This window comes from Sphingobacterium sp. UME9, from assembly GCF_014170215.1.
Taxonomy (GTDB): Bacteria; Bacteroidota; Bacteroidia; order Sphingobacteriales; family Sphingobacteriaceae; genus Sphingobacterium; species Sphingobacterium paramultivorum.
In genome coordinates this window covers 423,344-440,946 of sequence record NZ_LZZP01000003.1, presented here as the reverse complement: position 1 = coordinate 440,946, position 17,603 = coordinate 423,344, and the positions used below count along the sequence as shown (strand labels likewise).

General features: G+C 45.6%; 11 protein-coding genes. All 11 read right to left on the bottom strand.

Annotated features, from left to right (window positions below; all coding sequences use genetic code 11):
* Positions 1-6: 6 nt before the first annotated feature.
* The 11 genes from nagA to A9970_RS03255 all read right to left on the bottom strand — a co-directional run bounded on the left by nagA (position 7) and on the right by A9970_RS03255 (position 17,595).
* Positions 7-1,206 (bottom strand): N-acetylglucosamine-6-phosphate deacetylase, encoded by a 1,200-nt coding sequence (gene nagA / locus A9970_RS03305; RefSeq protein WP_182981282.1) that lies wholly within the window; start codon positions 1,204-1,206, stop codon positions 7-9.
* 1 nt (position 1,207) lies between these two features.
* Positions 1,208-2,527, bottom strand: a complete 1,320-nt coding sequence (locus A9970_RS03300; protein WP_182981281.1) for a sugar MFS transporter — start codon at positions 2,525-2,527, stop codon at positions 1,208-1,210.
* Positions 2,528-2,536: 9 nt separating this feature from the next.
* Positions 2,537-3,271: a glucosamine-6-phosphate deaminase gene (locus tag A9970_RS03295; protein ID WP_200845709.1), complete on the bottom strand. Its 735-nt coding sequence runs from the start codon at positions 3,269-3,271 to the stop codon at positions 2,537-2,539.
* 38 nt (positions 3,272-3,309) lie between these two features.
* Complete coding sequence (locus tag A9970_RS03290; RefSeq protein ID WP_182981280.1) at positions 3,310-4,731, bottom strand: Gfo/Idh/MocA family protein; 1,422 nt, start codon at positions 4,729-4,731, stop codon at positions 3,310-3,312.
* A 5-nt stretch (positions 4,732-4,736) separates the two neighbouring features.
* On the bottom strand, positions 4,737-6,770 hold the full coding sequence (locus A9970_RS03285) for a S9 family peptidase (protein ID WP_182981279.1): 2,034 nt from the start codon (positions 6,768-6,770) through the stop codon (positions 4,737-4,739).
* A gap of 15 nt (positions 6,771-6,785) precedes the next feature.
* Positions 6,786-8,333 (bottom strand): SusD/RagB family nutrient-binding outer membrane lipoprotein, encoded by a 1,548-nt coding sequence (locus tag A9970_RS03280; RefSeq protein ID WP_182981278.1) that lies wholly within the window; start codon positions 8,331-8,333, stop codon positions 6,786-6,788.
* Between the two features lie 11 nt (positions 8,334-8,344).
* Positions 8,345-11,428, bottom strand: coding sequence for a SusC/RagA family TonB-linked outer membrane protein (locus A9970_RS03275; RefSeq protein WP_220801504.1), 3,084 nt, complete (start codon positions 11,426-11,428; stop codon positions 8,345-8,347).
* A 279-nt stretch (positions 11,429-11,707) separates the two neighbouring features.
* Positions 11,708-12,190: a carbon starvation CstA family protein gene (locus A9970_RS03270; protein ID WP_259655347.1), complete on the bottom strand. Its 483-nt coding sequence runs from the start codon at positions 12,188-12,190 to the stop codon at positions 11,708-11,710.
* Between the two features lie 47 nt (positions 12,191-12,237).
* A complete protein-coding gene (locus A9970_RS03265) occupies positions 12,238-13,887 on the bottom strand; it encodes an FAD-dependent oxidoreductase (protein WP_182981277.1) in 1,650 nt (549 codons plus the stop codon).
* Positions 13,888-13,891: 4 nt separating this feature from the next.
* Positions 13,892-15,895: an FAD-dependent oxidoreductase gene (locus A9970_RS03260; RefSeq protein WP_259655321.1), complete on the bottom strand. Its 2,004-nt coding sequence runs from the start codon at positions 15,893-15,895 to the stop codon at positions 13,892-13,894.
* 8 nt (positions 15,896-15,903) lie between these two features.
* Positions 15,904-17,595, bottom strand: coding sequence for a RagB/SusD family nutrient uptake outer membrane protein (locus tag A9970_RS03255; RefSeq protein WP_182981276.1), 1,692 nt, complete (start codon positions 17,593-17,595; stop codon positions 15,904-15,906).
* Between the last annotated feature and the right edge of the window lie 8 nt (positions 17,596-17,603).

The following is a 17,603-nucleotide window of genomic DNA, read 5'->3' as shown; positions in this document are numbered from 1 at the left end:
TCGTCTTTATTTACTGTACCGTAATTCACCAGCAACAAAACTGTGATGAATGACCACATCTTCATCAAAAAGTACAATATCTGCTTCCATTCCTGTAGCTATTGCTCCAATCTTATGATCCAACCCAAGTAGTCTTGCGGGGTTGATCGTCATCATCTGTACGGCTTCTACCAAACTGACGCCTCCCTTGTTGACCATGGTGCGGACAAGGCGATCTGCCGTAGCCACACTACCTGCAAAAGAAGAACGATCGGTCAGCTTGGCTACTCCTTCCTCAACGATTACTTCAGTTCCGTTACGCAAGCTTCCCAACACACTTTTACCCTCGGGCATACCAGCTGCACGCATCGCGTCAGTAATCAGGATCATTTTATCCGCGCCTTTCACTTTATGAATTAGCCTCAGAAAAGGCTCGGGCAAATGGACACCATCTGCTATAATCTCCACATCGATCTGGTCCAATAGAAAACAGCTCTCAATAACTCCGGCATAACGATGCGCGTGAATGCGCTTCATACCGGACATACCAGAGTAGAAATGGGTTGCCAGGCGATATCCAACTTCGACCGCAGGTAATATCTCCTCATACACTGCATCGGTGTGTGCCAGAGCCAATAAGATACCATGACTGCGCACAGCCCGTCCAAAGTCTAGTGCTCCGGGCAGCTCAGGAGCCGCACTCCATCGACTGATGAGATGGTGATAACGTTCAAGTATAGGCATGTATTCTTTTGGATCCGGATTACGGATATACTTGGGATCCTGCGCCCCCCGTTGATTCATCGCAAAATAGGGGCCTTCGAGATGCAAACCCAAAAATCGGCTCCCTTCGACATTCTGCTCCCTGGCTGCTTCATAGACGGAGAAAAGTTCCAATAGCTCCTCGCTTTCACTGGTCAAGGTGGTCGGCAGCATGGCAGTGGTACCATGGCGTAGATGCGTTTCGGCAACAGTTAAAAATGCAGACACACTGTTATCCATAAAATCAGCGCCGCCACCGCCATGGACATGTATATCGATAAAACCTGGTGCAAGATACAGCCCCTCGGCATCCATCCATTGGGCAGCTGACCAACCTTCTTCGACAGCTTCTTTTGCCAAATAGCCTTCGCTAATATGCACAATTTTCCCCTCGGCAATCCATACTGTCCCATCCGCGAGCACGCGGTAAGGTGTTATAATATTGGTATTTGTTATAATCCACATATCAATTCGTTGATTTTTTTGTTTGTCCTGTCCATGTCTGAATCCGATACCCTTTAAAGGCATAAAATAACAGGTATAAAAAACATGGCGTCAATATCCAATAGGCTGATTTAGGATCGATCGTATCGGCCAGTACCCCATAGAGGAGCGGAAGTAAAGCATTGCCACATAGTCCCATAATTAATAGTGCTGATCCTTGTTTGGCCAATGGACCGAGCCCTTCAAGCGCCAATGGCCATATGCCTGCCCAGATAAGTGCATTAGGAAACCCAATTAATACAATAAACCAGATAGAAATATCCAGATCCATATTAAACAGGAAAACATGTCCATGAGTCGACACGACTAAGATAGACAAAATCAGACCAACAACTGTACTGAAACGCAACATACTGCGTTGACTGAACACTTTGGGAATCAAGACAATTCCCGACATGTAGCCTAGTATTGTAGCCGTTAGCGTATAGGAAGGTAGTGCTTTGGCTTCCAGTAGGGAGAGGCCCATCGCCCCTGCATAATTGATGATCGTATCTATCGCGATAACCTGTGTACCTACATGGAGGAATATTGCCACAGCCCCCAGAATAAGGTGTGGGTATTGAAAAATACTTTTCTTGATTTCCCTACTGTCATTCCCTACTCCATCTTGTTGTTGATCCAATTCGGGAAGAATAGAAAACTTAACAAACAGCCCAATCAATAGTAAGATAATTCCGACCACCGTATAGGGGCCAACCACGCGTAAGATCAATTCATCCAAAGCCAATGTACGAGCCGTTTCTGTCATCTGTGGAAGCTGCTTAAATAGCTCATTGTCCTGAGGGCGCAAAATAATATAGGAAAATAGTAAGGGTGCCAGTATACCTGCTCCCTTATTACAAATGCCCATCATACTAATCCGTTGCGCTGCTCGTTCCTTTTCACCGATCAGGGTAATGTATAGATTGGCGACTGTCTGTAACAGGGCTAATCCACTTCCCAACGTAAATAGACCAATCAAAAAGATCGGATAGGCCCTATTATAGGCCGCAGGAACAAATAAAAATGCCCCCAATGCCATAATCCAAAAGCCTACCATAATTCCATTTTTATATCCTATTTTTTTGAGCAAATACGAGGAAGGCATCGACATCAGTAAATAAGAGATATAAAATGCAAAAGCGACAAGGTATGATTGAAAATTGCTCAGTTCACAGGCTATTTTAAAATATGGAATGAGAATGGCATTAATCCAGGATACAAATCCAAAGATAAAAAACATTGTTCCAATAATGCCTATCGATACCCAGGTAGTTTTCCTATCGCGTGCTGGTGCTGTCATAAGATACCGTCATTTTAAAAGCGATGCAGATCCCGCATCCAAGTAGCAGGTGCAGTCGTCATGCTGCTGCAGGATACTCGCTGGATTCAAATTGGAAACAGGTTGCGTGAGGCAATTTTTCACAGCAAGTGCTTTACGTTCATCCGGCACAGCGCAGATTATTTTCCGAGCTGATAGAATCTGTTGTATGGACATACTGATAGCTTGCAACGGCACTTCGGCGAGTGAGCCAAACCACCCTTCTCCCAACTGCTGCCGACGACACTGCTCGTCCAGATTGACAATTAGATAAGCATCTTTTACATCAAAATCAGCGGGAGGATCATTAAAAGCCAAATGACCGTTCTCTCCGATCCCCACAAAGGCAACATCGATGGGATGTGCTTTAATCTTGTGGTGCAGACGTTCACATTCTGCAGCTGGATCCGCTTCACCATTAATCAGTACAACTTCCTTCAGTGTCGCCACCTGGGTGATAAAACGCTCGGTTAAGTATTTCCGAAAGCTGGCTTTATGGCTAATTGGCATGCCAATATATTCATCGAGGTGGAACATGCGCACCTTGCTCCAGTCGATATTGCCAGTAGCCACCAGCGTTTCTAGTGTTTCGAACTGGCTCTGTCCGGTTGCTAAAATAATGTTGGCTTCTCCCCTCGCCGCAATAGCAGCATTAATAGCTTCAATTCCTGCAGCTCCTGCATGTTGTCCCAGCTCTAACCGGGTGTTAAAAGTTTTAATGTTCACGTCTATTGATTTAATTATAATATTCTCGTTCTGTTTGTTTATGATAATACAGTGCTCTTTTCACCTGCCAGCTCAATATCATGTACCTGATTATTTTTCCAATGACCAGCAGTAAAATCAGGCACCTCGATTGGCTGGGAACCATTGGCGACCGACCATTCACTTAAAGGGCCAATGACACTCCAACTGGCGGCATCATAGACATCCATGTCCATCGGTAAACCATTGCGCAGACAATCGATCAGGCGCCAGTCCATCATAAAATCCATGCCACCATGACCTCCGATCTGCTTAGCCAGTTCTCCGATCTTTTTTACAATACCCGGTGTATATTGCTGTTCCAGTTTGGTCATCTCTTCAGCAGACAAGAAATCGGCATGGCCAATAGCGATTTTGCCGGGCAGAGGATATTTCTGCGCAAAGGCCTTGGTACCACTAATCAGATGGAGGCGTGAATAAGGCCTTGGCGAACTCACATCATGCTGTAACATTATCGTACTGCCGTTATTGGTGAGGATATTGGAAATATTCATATTGCCCCGGAAGGGTTTGTCTATATAAGATTCAAATTGCTTATCAGTCGCAGCCATTTCTTTGGCTTTCTGCCCGAGCATAAAATCTTTTGAAGACATCGAACTCATATACTCCATCTTATTACCGCGGTTGACCTTCAGAATCTGGCAGATCGGTCCCAGACCGTGAGTGGGATAAAGATTTCCGTTGCGCGTCGCATTTTCCTTTAAGCGCCAAAAATCAAAACGTTTTTCGGCATCAAAAAAACTCTCCAGAATGTCGTGGATATAAGCCCCTTCGCAGTGGACAATATCTCCAAAAAAACCTTGTCTAGCTAGATTTAAGGTCAGCAGTTCAAAGTAATCGTAGCAACAATTTTCCAGCATGACACAATGTTTTTTGGTCTTCTCGGAGGTTTGTACCAGTCGCCAGCAGTCTTCCACCGTTGTCGCTGCAGGAATCTCCAAAGCGACATGCTTCCCTTGTTCCATGGCATATATCGCCATCTCGGCATGCAACTTCCAATGGGTTGCAATATAGATCAGATCATAATCCTCCTGTTCACACATCTTTTTCCAGTGCTCGGCATTTTCTGTAAATAGCTCCGCGCGGTGACCCGCTGATTTCATCCTTGCCTTTGCTTCAATCGCCTTTTCAGCCCGTACATCACAGATGCCGTTGATCGCAACACCTTCAATCTGGCTCATCCGTTCCACTGCAGCAGATCCCCTATTGCCGACACCGATAAAACCGACCCTTACGGTTGGTATTTTGGGGGCCGCGTAGCCCGACATATTAAATGTAGCTGTATATTTCTTTGACGCTTCCAGCCGGATATGATCCAGATTTGTCTTTGCTGAAGCCTTATTTTCCTGTCCACAGCCAGCCATCAATCCAATTCCGGCTAGCCCGGACAGTTTTAAAAATGATCTTCGATTTGTTCCCATAATATTTAATTGATAAGGAGTGTTCCTTGGTTCTTTAATTGCTTCTTATAGTGCTGCACTTTGTTTTTTAATTGCTCTTTGTTGGCTATTTTGCAAGGCTTACCGTCCAACTGGTAGAGTCCATCGATCATGACTCGCTGCTCATTAAGCGCGAGCAGCATTGGAATATCGCCCCAATGGAGAATACCGGGAATATGGATCGCCATATTGTACCTATCCAGCGCTCCCGTTGCGCCCGGCAGATAACTGATGGGGAGCTCGCGTAGCAGTAATTCCTGTTCTGGGGGATTCAGCACATTGCTGATCAATGCTGCTATGGCCGTCTCACGGTCCGCAACCAAGGTCTGCTTGCTGGACTTATATTCTTGCTGCAGATAAGCATTGATAAGCCCAATTTCAGACGCCCAAATCCCCATCATGCTACGACCCATCCAGAGCAGTGAGCGCGAAAGTGTATGAAAGCGCGGTAACGCTCCATCGATTTTATCAGCAGTAGTTGAAGAGCGCTCTCCGAGCCCAAAGAGATCTATGAGCACCACCCCCTCACCTTTGTTGCGAAGGGCCTCAATTTCCTGCATAGCGACCTGTTGCTTACCCATCGAGGGGAAATAGACATGTAGTGTATTTGAGTCGGTAAGAGGCGGACTAATCAATAACGGAATCAGCTGTCGCCTCGATGTCTCCAACATAACCCGTTGCCAGCCCTGCTGCGACTCCAACGTCTGAACACGCAGCAAACTATCGGTACCGCCTGTATAAAGTAATGCCCGCAGTTGTTTTTTATAGTCCATTTTATCCAGTGTGGATGTCGCAATCCGTGATTCAGTCCGACTAAATTCACGGCTGATAAAATCCGGTATACTGAGGATCAGCTCTTGCTTAACCCCATGTTTCAGTAATGCGAGCTCATTTGTATCCAAGAGAAGCACATTGTCCAACTGCAACCCTTTCTCACGCATCACTCCAAATGCCCCATCAAACCATTTTATCATACTTATATTCATTTCTGTGGTATAGCTATGTGGTTCATCAAAAAGCTCATAATCGATCCGTTCTGGTACCCCTTGCCGCGCAAAAGCTTCCTTGGCAATACGAAAAGACTTGAGCATCTGATGGGCGTTGAAAGCAGCGTTACCATCTTTAAGTGCCGAAATAATCTTAATAGCCTTAGGAGCCATTGTCTGTAACAGTTGTCCTTCTTCAAAATGCAGGAGCCCATTGGGATGGAGTTCGCAGACACAATTGCTGTTCATGATATACGCGCGGAAAGTTCCGACGCTGACTACAGGAACGGCCGCTTTGATCCGCGGATCCATAGCCGCGAGCCACATCGTCTGATTGCCACCACCACTGGCTCCGGTAGCCCCAATCCTTTCGGGATCTACCTCAGGTAAACTACAGAGCAGGTCAATGGCACGACTGTTTTCAAGTAGCTGTATACCCATCAGAGGTGTCCCCAGATCGAGCAGTGCCGACCCAAGATTAGCTCCATGATACTCATGCTCATGCTCACGTCCGCGCTCGCCCGACCCCATGGCATCAATACAAAGACATACATAGCCGTTGGATGCCAACATATGGGCCGTACGCTGAACAATTTCACTTCGCCGCCCCGGTGGCCAATGCCCGTGGCTATTGAGTATCGCCGGAAATGGTCCGTTGCCTTTTGGCACATATAAACTTGCAGGAACATATAGCCCTGGCAAGCTCTGAAAGATCAGGCTGTGAACGGTATAGTTGTCCTGCTCAATTGACGAAATTAGCTGCATGTCCAGTGACGGAATAGCATATCCGTCCAGTTTCAGGTTTTTTCTGACCAACTGGATAATATCTTGCGGATTTGCAGCTTTCTCGCAATCCAAAGCCCCGATAAGCTGTTCTGCTTGATCTTCCACCATAACCTTTATCGGGTCTATCTCAGCAGGTATGGCCAATACGCTGGGCAACGCCGCTCGTCGTTGTTGTTGTTGTGCTTGAATGCTCGAATTTAATCCCATAAGTATACCGAAAGAAACTAAACAGATCTTGAAGTCTATCATTGTAATTTACCCAATTTAGTCCACATCCCACCAGAGTTTGGTTGCCGCATTGTCTGTACCGCCAAGCAGTGCACGTCCTTTGCTCAGTTCAACCTGATTGTCTGTCGCCTCGGTAAGTGGATAAGGCAATCTTTTAATAAATGTCCCAATAGGCAGGTCTGGGTTGTCGGAGTGGATCAATGAATACATTTTTGGGAATCCTGTACGCCTATATTCTGCCCAAGCCTCCATACCATTGGGATAGATCGCTAACCACTTCTGTACGCCGATCTGTTCACGCTGTTCGGCCACGGTTGTTGCCCATTTGACGGGGATACTGGCTACAGCTGGCGAATTATGATAATCGCCGGGAGCGACAGGCTCATGGTTTGATGCGATATAATTACTGATCTGCGTCGCATCTGTAACGCCCCATTGTTCCATACTCGTTTTGATGCCTTCCTCGTACAGTTGCTTAGCCTCACCGCCCATATTCCAGCCATTCAATGCCCCTTCGGCTCGTAAGAAGAAAGATTCTGCAGCACACATCACATGGAAATTCTGGGTAAAATTTCCTTCAATAGCCACGCCATTGTAACGTACCCAATAGGTGCCAACATTGGAATTGGAGCCTGACTGATTACGTACGTTCCCTAGATCCGTGGCCGTAGCACCATTTCGCACGCTATTGAATGTTTTTCCAATATAACTGGGTTGAAAATAAATGCCTAAACGTGGATCGGCATAACCTTTTAGGTATGAAGCAATAGTGGAACTCATTGAAAATTCGTTCCATACGGCAACTTGCGCCAATCCATTGGTATCATTTCCAGAAAGGGATTTGAGCATACTGGCATTGTGCGTATTGCTAGACATCAGACCGGCAGCAACAGCTGCTTCTGCTTCGACTTTTGCTTGATTTGCATCTACCTTAGCGATACGCAAGGCCAACCGCAAGCGGAGCGAATTAGCAAATCTGATCCAGTTTTCGGTGTTTCCATCGAAGATCAGGTCGTATCCCTGAAAGATTTTCGTTCCGGCTGGCAAGGCCTTCAGATTGGCTACCGCTGTAGTCAATTTTTCAAAGAAATCTGCATAGATCTTATCCATGGAGTCATAAGGAATAACATCGTTGGCCTCGGCAGCACCAAAATAAGGGATCGGTCCAAATTGATCTGTTAGCCGATGAAAGGCATATACCCACATGATATTGGCCAATGCGGCCTCACCTGATTTGGATTCTGTATTTTCGAGAATGCTTTTGAGCTGTGGTGCGGTATCAACATAAATAACTGTCCAAAACCGGCGCTGCCAATCTGGAGTAAGCAGATAACGGTCCGTACTAAAGGAATTCGTAGTAAGTGCAAAGTATTGGGCATATAGATCCGGCCCCAGGTTTTGCACTGTTTGATAAAAAGATCTATTCATTGCAGCCGAAGACTGTGCCTTGGCAAACATAAAGGGCAATTCACGCTGTGTGATCACCGTGATATTGTTGGGATCGGTATTGATATCCTGAAAGTCCTTGGTACAGGACAACAAGCTTAGTACTAATAGCGAAGTAAATAGGGTACTTTTATTCATTGTTCAAGGATTTAAAAAGTTAACTTAACATTCAGTCCAAAGGAACGGACAGCAGGCGGCAATCCCACTTCAATTCCCTGAAAATTACCTGCTCCCAATGCCGCCTCAGGATCTATGGGGTTGTCTGTCTTGCCTATTCCCGGAATATCCAATTTGGATTTCCCTCGATAAAAGAAAAATAGGTTACGGCCTGTCAGCATAAGCTGTGCACTTTTGATCGCAGCGGTATTTTTTAAGTTAAATTTATAACTGACAGATAGTTCACGTAAGCGGACATTGGTCATATCATAGGTAAAGAATTCTCCCCAGGCATCGCGTCCGTTCTGCGATACACGGGTCCAAAGCTGCTGAGCTGTGATAGCCTTTGTATTAGCTGCGCCGCTCACGTCCACCGCATCCAGCACAAGCCCCCCTTCCCGGTAATCTGCGGTATAATCCGCTACTCCGAAAGCCGCTAGATAAGCTGAGGTACCCGATACGATCTCACCACCAATACGTGTATCAATCAAGGCATTGACCGTAAAATTCTTATAGCGGACCGAATTTGACCAACCCAATAAGGCCTTAGGGTTAAAATTCCCCAATTTTTGATTCGCTTCTACCACTGGCAACCCGCTGTCGTCAACCACATATTTCCCTGTCGCCGCATCCGTTTTCCATTTATAACCGTAAAGATCACCGTATTTCTCTCCTTCATTGACGACAACTGAGGCATATTTGGTATTTTCGGTAATCGTTGCTCGTTTTGTCCGCTCGTGCAGTTCAATCACTTTATTGGTATTGGCTGCAAAATTGAAAGTGGTATGCCATTCTAGGTATTCTTTTTTTATAGGCGACGCAGTTAATTGGACCTCAATTCCCTTATTTGCTATATTTCCCGCATTGATGTATTGCCTGCTAAAACCGCTTGCCATTGGCAATCCAAGAAACAAAAGCTGATTAACTGTATTACTTTTGTACATCGTCAGATCAAAACCTAATCTGTTGGCAAAGAATTTCATATCCAGTCCCGCTTCATAGGATTTGGTCAGCTCAGGTTTCAATTCTGGGATTGCCTTTATTGGTGAACGAGAGATAAATCCTTTTCCCGCACCTAGCCCAAAAGAATACAATTGTTGAAGCAGATAGGGATTCGCATCGTTACCGACCTGTGTATAGGAAGCCCTTAGTTTACCATAACTGATCCAGCTTGGCAACTTGAGCCATTCATTGAAAATAGTAGATACACCGATTGAGGGATAGAAATAACTGTGTGGAGATTTTAAGGTTGAGGTCCAGTCGTTGCGTGCCGTCATATCGAGAAAGGTATGATCAAAAAAGGCCAGCTGTGCACTTCCATAGACCGAATTTAGACGTCGTTGGTAACCATTGATCAGTAGAAATTCTGGCGTGGTAGCCATCGTTAGGCTAAACTCATTCGGTACGGACAGGCCATTGGCCATATTCTGAAAGCTACTGTACTCCCGATTTAAGGAACTTGCACCAACATTATAGCTAATTTTGACCGCCTCGTTAAGTATATTATTTCCATTGAACAACAAATCAAAGTTGCGTTCCTGATAGCGCGCATGGGTTTCATAATATTTACCTCCAGGACGGACATCGCCAAGAGAAACAGTACCTGCGTAGAAGGCCCCTGTTGTCTTATCGATGTATTTATCATAACTGAACCTTCCCATTACATTTAGCCAATCCGTCAATTGATAGGTTGCCGAACCCAATGCGGTAATGCGATCGCGCACTTCATTGACCGAGGTGCGGTTGGTACTCCAATACGGATTGTCGTATACAGCAGAACCGGACCAGTACTTCCGCTGCGGCTCACCGGTAACCGGATCAATATCCTCAAAGTCTTTAAGTTCAGACTCATCCATATCCCGCGGCATCACGTACACTTCCACGGGGATTCCCATATCGCCTAAACGCGGACGATTGTCGATCTGCTGGTTAACGTAATTGAGTTTTACATCTGTTTTTAGTTTTGGGATCAGTTCCGTATTTACGCGAAGATTCAAGTTATTACGTTTCAAGTCGTTGCCAGGAATAATGCCTCCGATTTTATTGTTTGTATAAGAAACATAACCCTGCACTTTTTCCGTCCCTCCATAGGTGCTAATGCTATTGTTGAAGGAGGCCGCATTTTCAAAGAAATCGCGGACATTATTTTTATAGGTTTGCCCTTGTGGTCCCCAGCTCTCACCGACATTCGTACCACTGACACCTCCATTTCCCCGCCCGTAGGTATTCTGGAATTTACTGAGCAAGTTGACCTGATCCAAGGATGCACTACCATTGTAATCAATATTATACCGACCAGCCTTACCTTGTTTAGTTGTAATCAATATGGCACCATTTGCGGCCCTGCTACCGTATAGCGCAGCAGCCGAAGGGCCTTTGAGCACATTGATGGATTCTATATCGTCCGGATTGATATTCGCAGCACCATCGCTCGTCCCATAATTGTAGGTTGTTCCGGTAGCTTGTTGTGCACTAGAATTATCATAAGGTATACCATCCACCACGATTAACGCATTGTTATTACCGGAGATGGACTTGTTGCCCCGCAAAACCACTTTGGCGGAGGCACCGGGTCCCGTAGCCGCTGTAGTCACGACAGCACCAGCGACTTTACCCGTCAGACTACTCATTACGTTGCCACTGTTGTCGCGGGCATCATTGACTGCACTTCCATCCAGCTGTTGTGTCGCATAGGTCAGCCCCCTGGTCTGACGTTTGATACCCAACGCGGTAACCACCACCTCATCAATCTGTTGACTTTCTTCCTTAAGAGCTATCTGGAGATTACCTGTTGAAGGAACAGCAATTTCGAGTGTCTTAAAACCCAGCAACGAAACTTTGAGCCTATCCCCTGCATTCGCTCTGATATTAAAATTTCCCTGATTGTCTGTCCGTGCTGCAACATGCATACTCAGATTAGTGATCGTTACACCTTCCAATGCGGCATGATCGGTAGCATTGGTGACACGTCCCTGTATTGTTGTAGTCTGTGCCGTAGCGAGACCTGTCCAAAGGAAAAGACAGCTCAGCATCATGCCTACTGAAAATGTTGGATTACTGTGGATACGAACTATCATAATTTATCCATTTAGGGTTAAGATTTTTAGTTTATTCAATTGCGTTATACTCCAAAGAAAAACCTAAAAGCCTAAAAATCCAACACTTTCACCGGATAAAGTAGCGGTAACGTTATCGAAAATCACAGTCCCTGTAGCACCCAACATGGCACTTAATTAGGAACACATTTCCCATCAAAAAACTTACAATATAATTTTAGGAAGTTTGAAATTTCCGCTTAACGATCAACCAATTCCTTTACAGATTCTCCATTTTGGTCGATAAATTTAGCCTCAATTTTAAACAACTGATACCATTTTCGGAACGTGCCTATAAAGACAAGCAGCATCAACAACATGGCCAAAATCGCTAAGAACGCAAATAGCAGCTGTCCCACCAACAACGCGACCGATCTCCTTGGACGCAATGGTAGCAAGACTTTGCCCTTTGTGCCGTACGGAAGCAAACAGGACAACCATATCATGAACACCACCGCCCAAGACACAGCCGATCAAAATCCAGAGTGCCCCTGGAAGATAACCAAACTGTGCCGCTAGCACCGGGCCGACCAATGGTCCTGCCGCTGCTATTGCGGCAAAATGATGCCCAAACAAGACCTTACGATCCGTCTTAACGTAATCATGCCCATCAGCAAACTCGACCGCTGGAGTCGCTACCGCATCATTGAGCCGTAGCACTTTCTGCGCCATAAAAATTCCGTAAAAGCGGTATGCGAGCGCAAATATCAAAATCGACGCAAAAACCAGTGTGAGGGCATTCATATTAGCTAAATCCATCATATATCTAAGTCTAATGCTAGCACCATATATTATTTTTGCTCCAATACTTGTCCTACTTTCAACAGTTGCTTTTTTAATAGCCCGTAGTCGACATGCTGCACAATATGATCATTATCAATCGCTAGGACTGCAGCGGCACCAGCACTCTGCCCCAACACCATAAATACGGGTTCCATACGAATGGAACCAAAGGCAATATGTGAGCTGGATACGCAGACAGGGACTAGCAAATTTGTACATTCATCGATCTTCGGGATGATTGATCCATAGGAAATGGCATAAGGCTTGGGTACCTGAACGCCAATATCGCCTTCATTTTGAACATACCCTTCTTTGGTCACATAGCGTTGTACATTGTGGGAGTCCAACGTATACGAACCCATGCCGATCGGATCTTCTACCCTGCACTTTCCTAGAATATTATGCTCAGTCGTCACATACTGCCCTATCATCCGTCTTGCTTCGCGGATATACAGCTGAAAAGGCCAGTTATCGTTATCCTTAAATTCGTCTTTTGCCAACCCCCATTCGGCCATCCTTGTCCTTATTGCGAAGGGAACAGTGGGATCATTTGCCATAAAGTAATATAGACCCTGCTGGTAATGATGATGGGCCTCGATAATGGATTTTCGCTCGGCATAACTCGCTTCGGGATAGTTATAGTTCATCCCGATAAAATCGGTACTGAATGGACCATGGTTGTTGGCATCGGTTTTATGGTTGGGCACCAGATCAAATTTTTGAAAGGCTTCGTCCCAACCGGCACGAAATAAACGTTGTAGTAAAACGTAATGTTGTGGATCGTAATCGAGAGGTTGGGCGAAGGGCTTCCGATTGCGGACATCATTGGTCAGGCACATGCGGAAGCAATAGGCCTGCAGCTTCTGATCTGCTGTGCCATATTGCCCGGGATCTTCCGCAGAAACGCCGAATACCAGTCCACTGTTGGTGTCTCCCTCGCGTTTATAGGGGCTGATCTTCGCGATAAAGTGATGCCGGTGCTGAAAGACTCCGGTCTGCACACCGCCCCACCGCTCCCCATAAGTCTTATTGGCCTCCCGCCCGATCGTATAGCTTACTTTGGCCAGCGCCATCAGATCGCCTTCATAGGTGGCATCAATAAATATCTTCGCCTCGTACACTGTTCCGTCCAAGGTCTTAATCGATTTGATGGCTGTACCTTCTTTTTTAATGGCACTTTCCTGCCGATCTAAATAGGCCTCGCGCACCACATCAATCTGATAGTCCCGCACCCATGTATCAAAAATACCCTCGGCGACATGGGGTTCGAAGATCCACATCGTCCCATGCTCACTATCCATTGCCACAGTGCCCTGCCCTCGATTGCCAAATGAAGCCCTCGATTGCCAATTCCAGCTCGATTCCTGTGAATAATGATCGTATACGTCCTGATAGAATTTTTTGGCAAAGCCACCGATAACGGCTTTATTGCCCGTGTCTGTAAAGCCGAGCCCTCCAGAACTCAGGCCTCCTAAATGTCGATCGGGCGATAAGATGGCAACAGACTTGCCGGCCTGCTTTACCTCCAATGCAGCTGTAATCGCTGCCGGGGTACCGCCGTAAATCACGACATCTACCTTTTTGGCTACGTGCTGTGCTTCGACCTGCATAAAAGCGAAAACAAGTGCTAATTTTAAACCTATTTTTATCTTTTTCATACGTTTAATTTTGATCGGTGACCGGAACCCACAATAGCGCATTTGCCGCCATAACGCCTTTTTCGGATGACATAATCTCCACATAAGGTTTGTTACTTCCTTTCTCAAATTCGTATTCACCGAGCGCTACCCAGGTACTGGTTGTCTGTCCCAGAATATGGACTTCCTTGAAATTTATATCTTTTTCGATCCTTGTCTTTCCGGTATGGATAATGAACTTTCCAGATTCCGTGCTTTCGGCCGTTTTCGGAAAATAGCTGTAAAGCTTATATTTCCCCGCGGTAAAATCCTTTCCAGGAGCAAAACGTGCTACAGCAGAAAGATCATTATCCACTTCCTGATAACTCATACCATAACCTTTTTTTGACGATTTATGCCAAGCTCCCTTCAACATAACCTGATCCTTATCATCAACATGAATGATATAATCGGCCTTACGGCCATCCGCTTTCGGGTTGTCTCGCAGTATTTTCTCCACGCGTTTAATATCAACATCCTGAATAGCTATTTTGTTATCGATCGCTTCGCAGGCAGCCACAGCACCGGATTGCCCCAATACCATAAATACGGGCTCCATGCGAATGGAGCCAAAGGCAATGTGACTTGCCGACAGGCATACGGGAACAACAAGATTGTCGATTTCCTCTTTTTTGGGCACAATAGCCCTATAGGAAATCGGGAAGGGAGAAAATCCGCCAACCTCAACGTTACCTTCATTTTTGACCATGCCATTGACGATCACACGGTCACAATTGTGCGAGTCCATGGTGTATGCAGCATAGCCTACGCCATCGGATACTAGCTCACGACCCTGACAGTGGTCTTGGGTCATAACGACATCTGCGATCATCCTGCGGGCCTCCCGAATATATAATTGTGGAGACCAATGGCTATTGTCGGGATATTCGTCTTTGGGGTATCCCCATTTTTTGAATTCGCTTCGTATCGCCTCCGGTACCGAAATATCGTTGGCAACAAAATATAAGAGACCCTTGGTGTAATCTTCGTGGGCCTTGATAATCTCCTTCCGCTCGAAATAATCGGCTTCGGGATAACGCCAGTTCATGCCGATCATATCTGTTGAAAATCCATTCCTATTATTGATATCGGTCTTTCCATTGGGCATAAGGCTCCAAATAAATACGTCCTGGATACTCTTCCAAGGCTGTATTTCTTTTTGGCGCTTTAAGAGTTCATAATTGGTTGCGTCGTAATTATCTGGTTTGGTGATTTCTATTCTGTTTTCAGGGACATTGGTCAATGTGATCCGATAATTATAAGCTTGAACCTTAGCATCACCCGTTCCATTTTGTTTTAAAGGCTCCGTATTGATCCCCCATAAAATACCACTCTGAGGATCACCTTTTATCTTATAGGGATCTACACCATCGGGAAACTGATGGCCATCAAGCAATTGAACACCATTAATCGTCTCTCCATAGGTACTATTTGACTCTCGCCCAACATGATAGGACACGCCAGCTTTGGCCATGAGGTCACCCTCGTAGCTGCAGTCCATAAATATTTTGGCGGCTACAGTTATTTTTTTGCCATCCCTGTGCTCACTTGGAAGCAGTGAAATGGTTTTAATCGATCGATTGTCAGTCTTAACGGCTACCAAACGATGTCCCATTAACATTGGTGTATTAGCATGTACCATATAGTCCTTAAAAATAGATTCGGCTACCTTGGGTTCAAAAATCCATTGTTCAAAATTGCCATAGTGCTTGCCCATTTTGCGATAAAAATCAAGAGCGAGCCCTGTGACGACATATTTGTTTCCGATATCCGTTTGCCCTAATCCACCGGAGCTGAGCCCTCCTACCCGTGTACCAGGATCGATCAGTAAGACGGATTTTCCGGCCTGTGAAGCGGTGTAGGCGGCTATTACGCCGGCTGAGGTGGCACCATAAATACATAGATCTACCTGTCTGTCGGTTTGCCCTATGACTAAATGCCAAAACATCGTCAAAAGTCCAATGATCATTACGCGTGTTTTTTTCATCATCTTAGGATTTAATAGCCTGGATTTTGTTCCAGGTTTTTATTCGTTACAATTTCAATATTCGGGATCGGCCAAAGATAATTCTTGCTGGGATCGAACTTTCGGAGCTCGATAACCCGCATGTCTTTCTGATTAGCGACATTTTTATAATTCACGTAATTATCCCCATCGATCGTCGGCGCATTAGTCAGCAAGCCTTTTGGAATGCGGCCATAGAGCGTCGAATTCATAAATTTATCGGCCAGTTTCCACCGTCTCAAATCGACTAAGCGAAAGCCTTCATTGGCTAATTCGTAAAGTCTTTCTTTCCGTATGATCTCGCGCAGCTCAGCTTGCGTTTTATTACTCGCGATTGCCGGCATATCGACAGTAGGGCGCTGCCTGATGCTGTTGATTGCGTCATAGACGGTTTTGTCGATCGTATTGTTTTCGACCATCGCCTCGGCGTAAATCAACAACACTTCGGCATAGCGGCTCTGAATAATATTTAACTCCGATTCCATCGTAAAATCTTTGTCCTTTATATCGACATATTTTTTCCAACAATAACCAGAAAAGGTCGCATAAGCATTGATCGCATCCTGATTTTGGATACGTACTGCCGTGGATGTATTGTATGTATAGTTCCAGCAGGTTATACTATCCTTATGGGTCTCAAACTGAAAACCAAAAAACGTGCTACCGGGAAGTGCGATGGTATACCCCAGACGCGGATCTCGATTGGCGAATGGTTTTTTAGGATCAAATCTGGAAGATTTGTCAATGGCAAATCCATCGGTGCAGAGATAGCTATCAACAATGGATTGCGATGGGATTTTGTTGGAAGTCCCTTGCGCGTTGCGCAACAGAAATCCGCGCGTAGCACTGTGGGTCTTTGTTTTTTGTAATCGCAGATATTGAAAAGCAAAAATAATCTCCTTGGAAGCCTGCCCATCGTACGTAAATAATTGGCCGAAATCGGCGTGTAAGGCATATACATTTAGGTCCATGACTTCTTTAGCCGAACGGGCTGCTTCATCCCAAAGTCCGTTATTAAGTGCTGCCCGAGCACGTATGGCCAATGCTGCCCCTTTGGTCGCACGCCCAACATCTGCCGAACCATAGCTTACCGGTAAAATAGCGGCAGCTTCATCGAGTTCTTTGAGGATGAAGCTAGCAATTTCAGCCTTAGACGTTTTCGGAACATTGGCATCGGCAAGGCTTATGCCGCTCGTAACCAAAGGTACTCCTCCAAAGTAATCGATCAGATATTGGTAAACATAAGCCCGGATAAACTGTGTCTCGCCTTTATAACGCTGTTGGAGTTTGGCATCCATCTTTCCATCCAACTTCTGGATATTGTCCAGGATGAAATTACATTTGCCAATGACCTTATAAGAATTGGTCCAGATATTCCGGATGTAGCCATTGTTGCTGTCGTGATCTCCCCTTCCCACAGCTTGTAAATCAGAGGTATTACGGTCCCACCCAATATCGGTGGCATCATCAAGGGTAAGGTTAATGGGCATGTCGTCCGTGGGATGAAATGCCAGGGCACTGTACAAACCATTGACAACCAATGTCAGCTCATCCTGATTTTTGAAATAATTTTCGTCCGAAGGGCCATCCAAGGGCGATCTGTCCAAGTATTTTTCGCATGCCCCCACCAAAAGGAGAACTGCAATCGATAGCATATATAACGCGAGTTTATTTAGAGTTTTCATACAAGCCA

Coding starts and splice junctions, on each gene's coding strand:
- A9970_RS03280 (WP_182981278.1), bottom strand. CDS start 8,333: ATGAATAAAAGTACCCTATTTACTTCGCTATTAGTACTAAGCTTGTTG.
- nagA (WP_182981282.1), bottom strand. CDS start 1,206: ATGTGGATTATAACAAATACCAATATTATAACACCTTACCGCGTGCTC.
- A9970_RS03290 (WP_182981280.1), bottom strand. CDS start 4,731: ATGGGAACAAATCGAAGATCATTTTTAAAACTGTCCGGGCTAGCCGGA.
- A9970_RS03275 (WP_220801504.1), bottom strand. CDS start 11,428: ATGATAGTTCGTATCCACAGTAATCCAACATTTTCAGTAGGCATGATG.
- A9970_RS03300 (WP_182981281.1), bottom strand. CDS start 2,527: ATGACAGCACCAGCACGCGATAGGAAAACTACCTGGGTATCGATAGGC.
- A9970_RS03255 (WP_182981276.1), bottom strand. CDS start 17,595: ATGAAAACTCTAAATAAACTCGCGTTATATATGCTATCGATTGCAGTT.
- A9970_RS03285 (WP_182981279.1), bottom strand. CDS start 6,770: ATGATAGACTTCAAGATCTGTTTAGTTTCTTTCGGTATACTTATGGGA.
- A9970_RS03270 (WP_259655347.1), bottom strand. CDS start 12,190: ATGAATGCCCTCACACTGGTTTTTGCGTCGATTTTGATATTTGCGCTC.
- A9970_RS03265 (WP_182981277.1), bottom strand. CDS start 13,887: ATGAAAAAGATAAAAATAGGTTTAAAATTAGCACTTGTTTTCGCTTTT.
- A9970_RS03260 (WP_259655321.1), bottom strand. CDS start 15,895: ATGATGAAAAAAACACGCGTAATGATCATTGGACTTTTGACGATGTTT.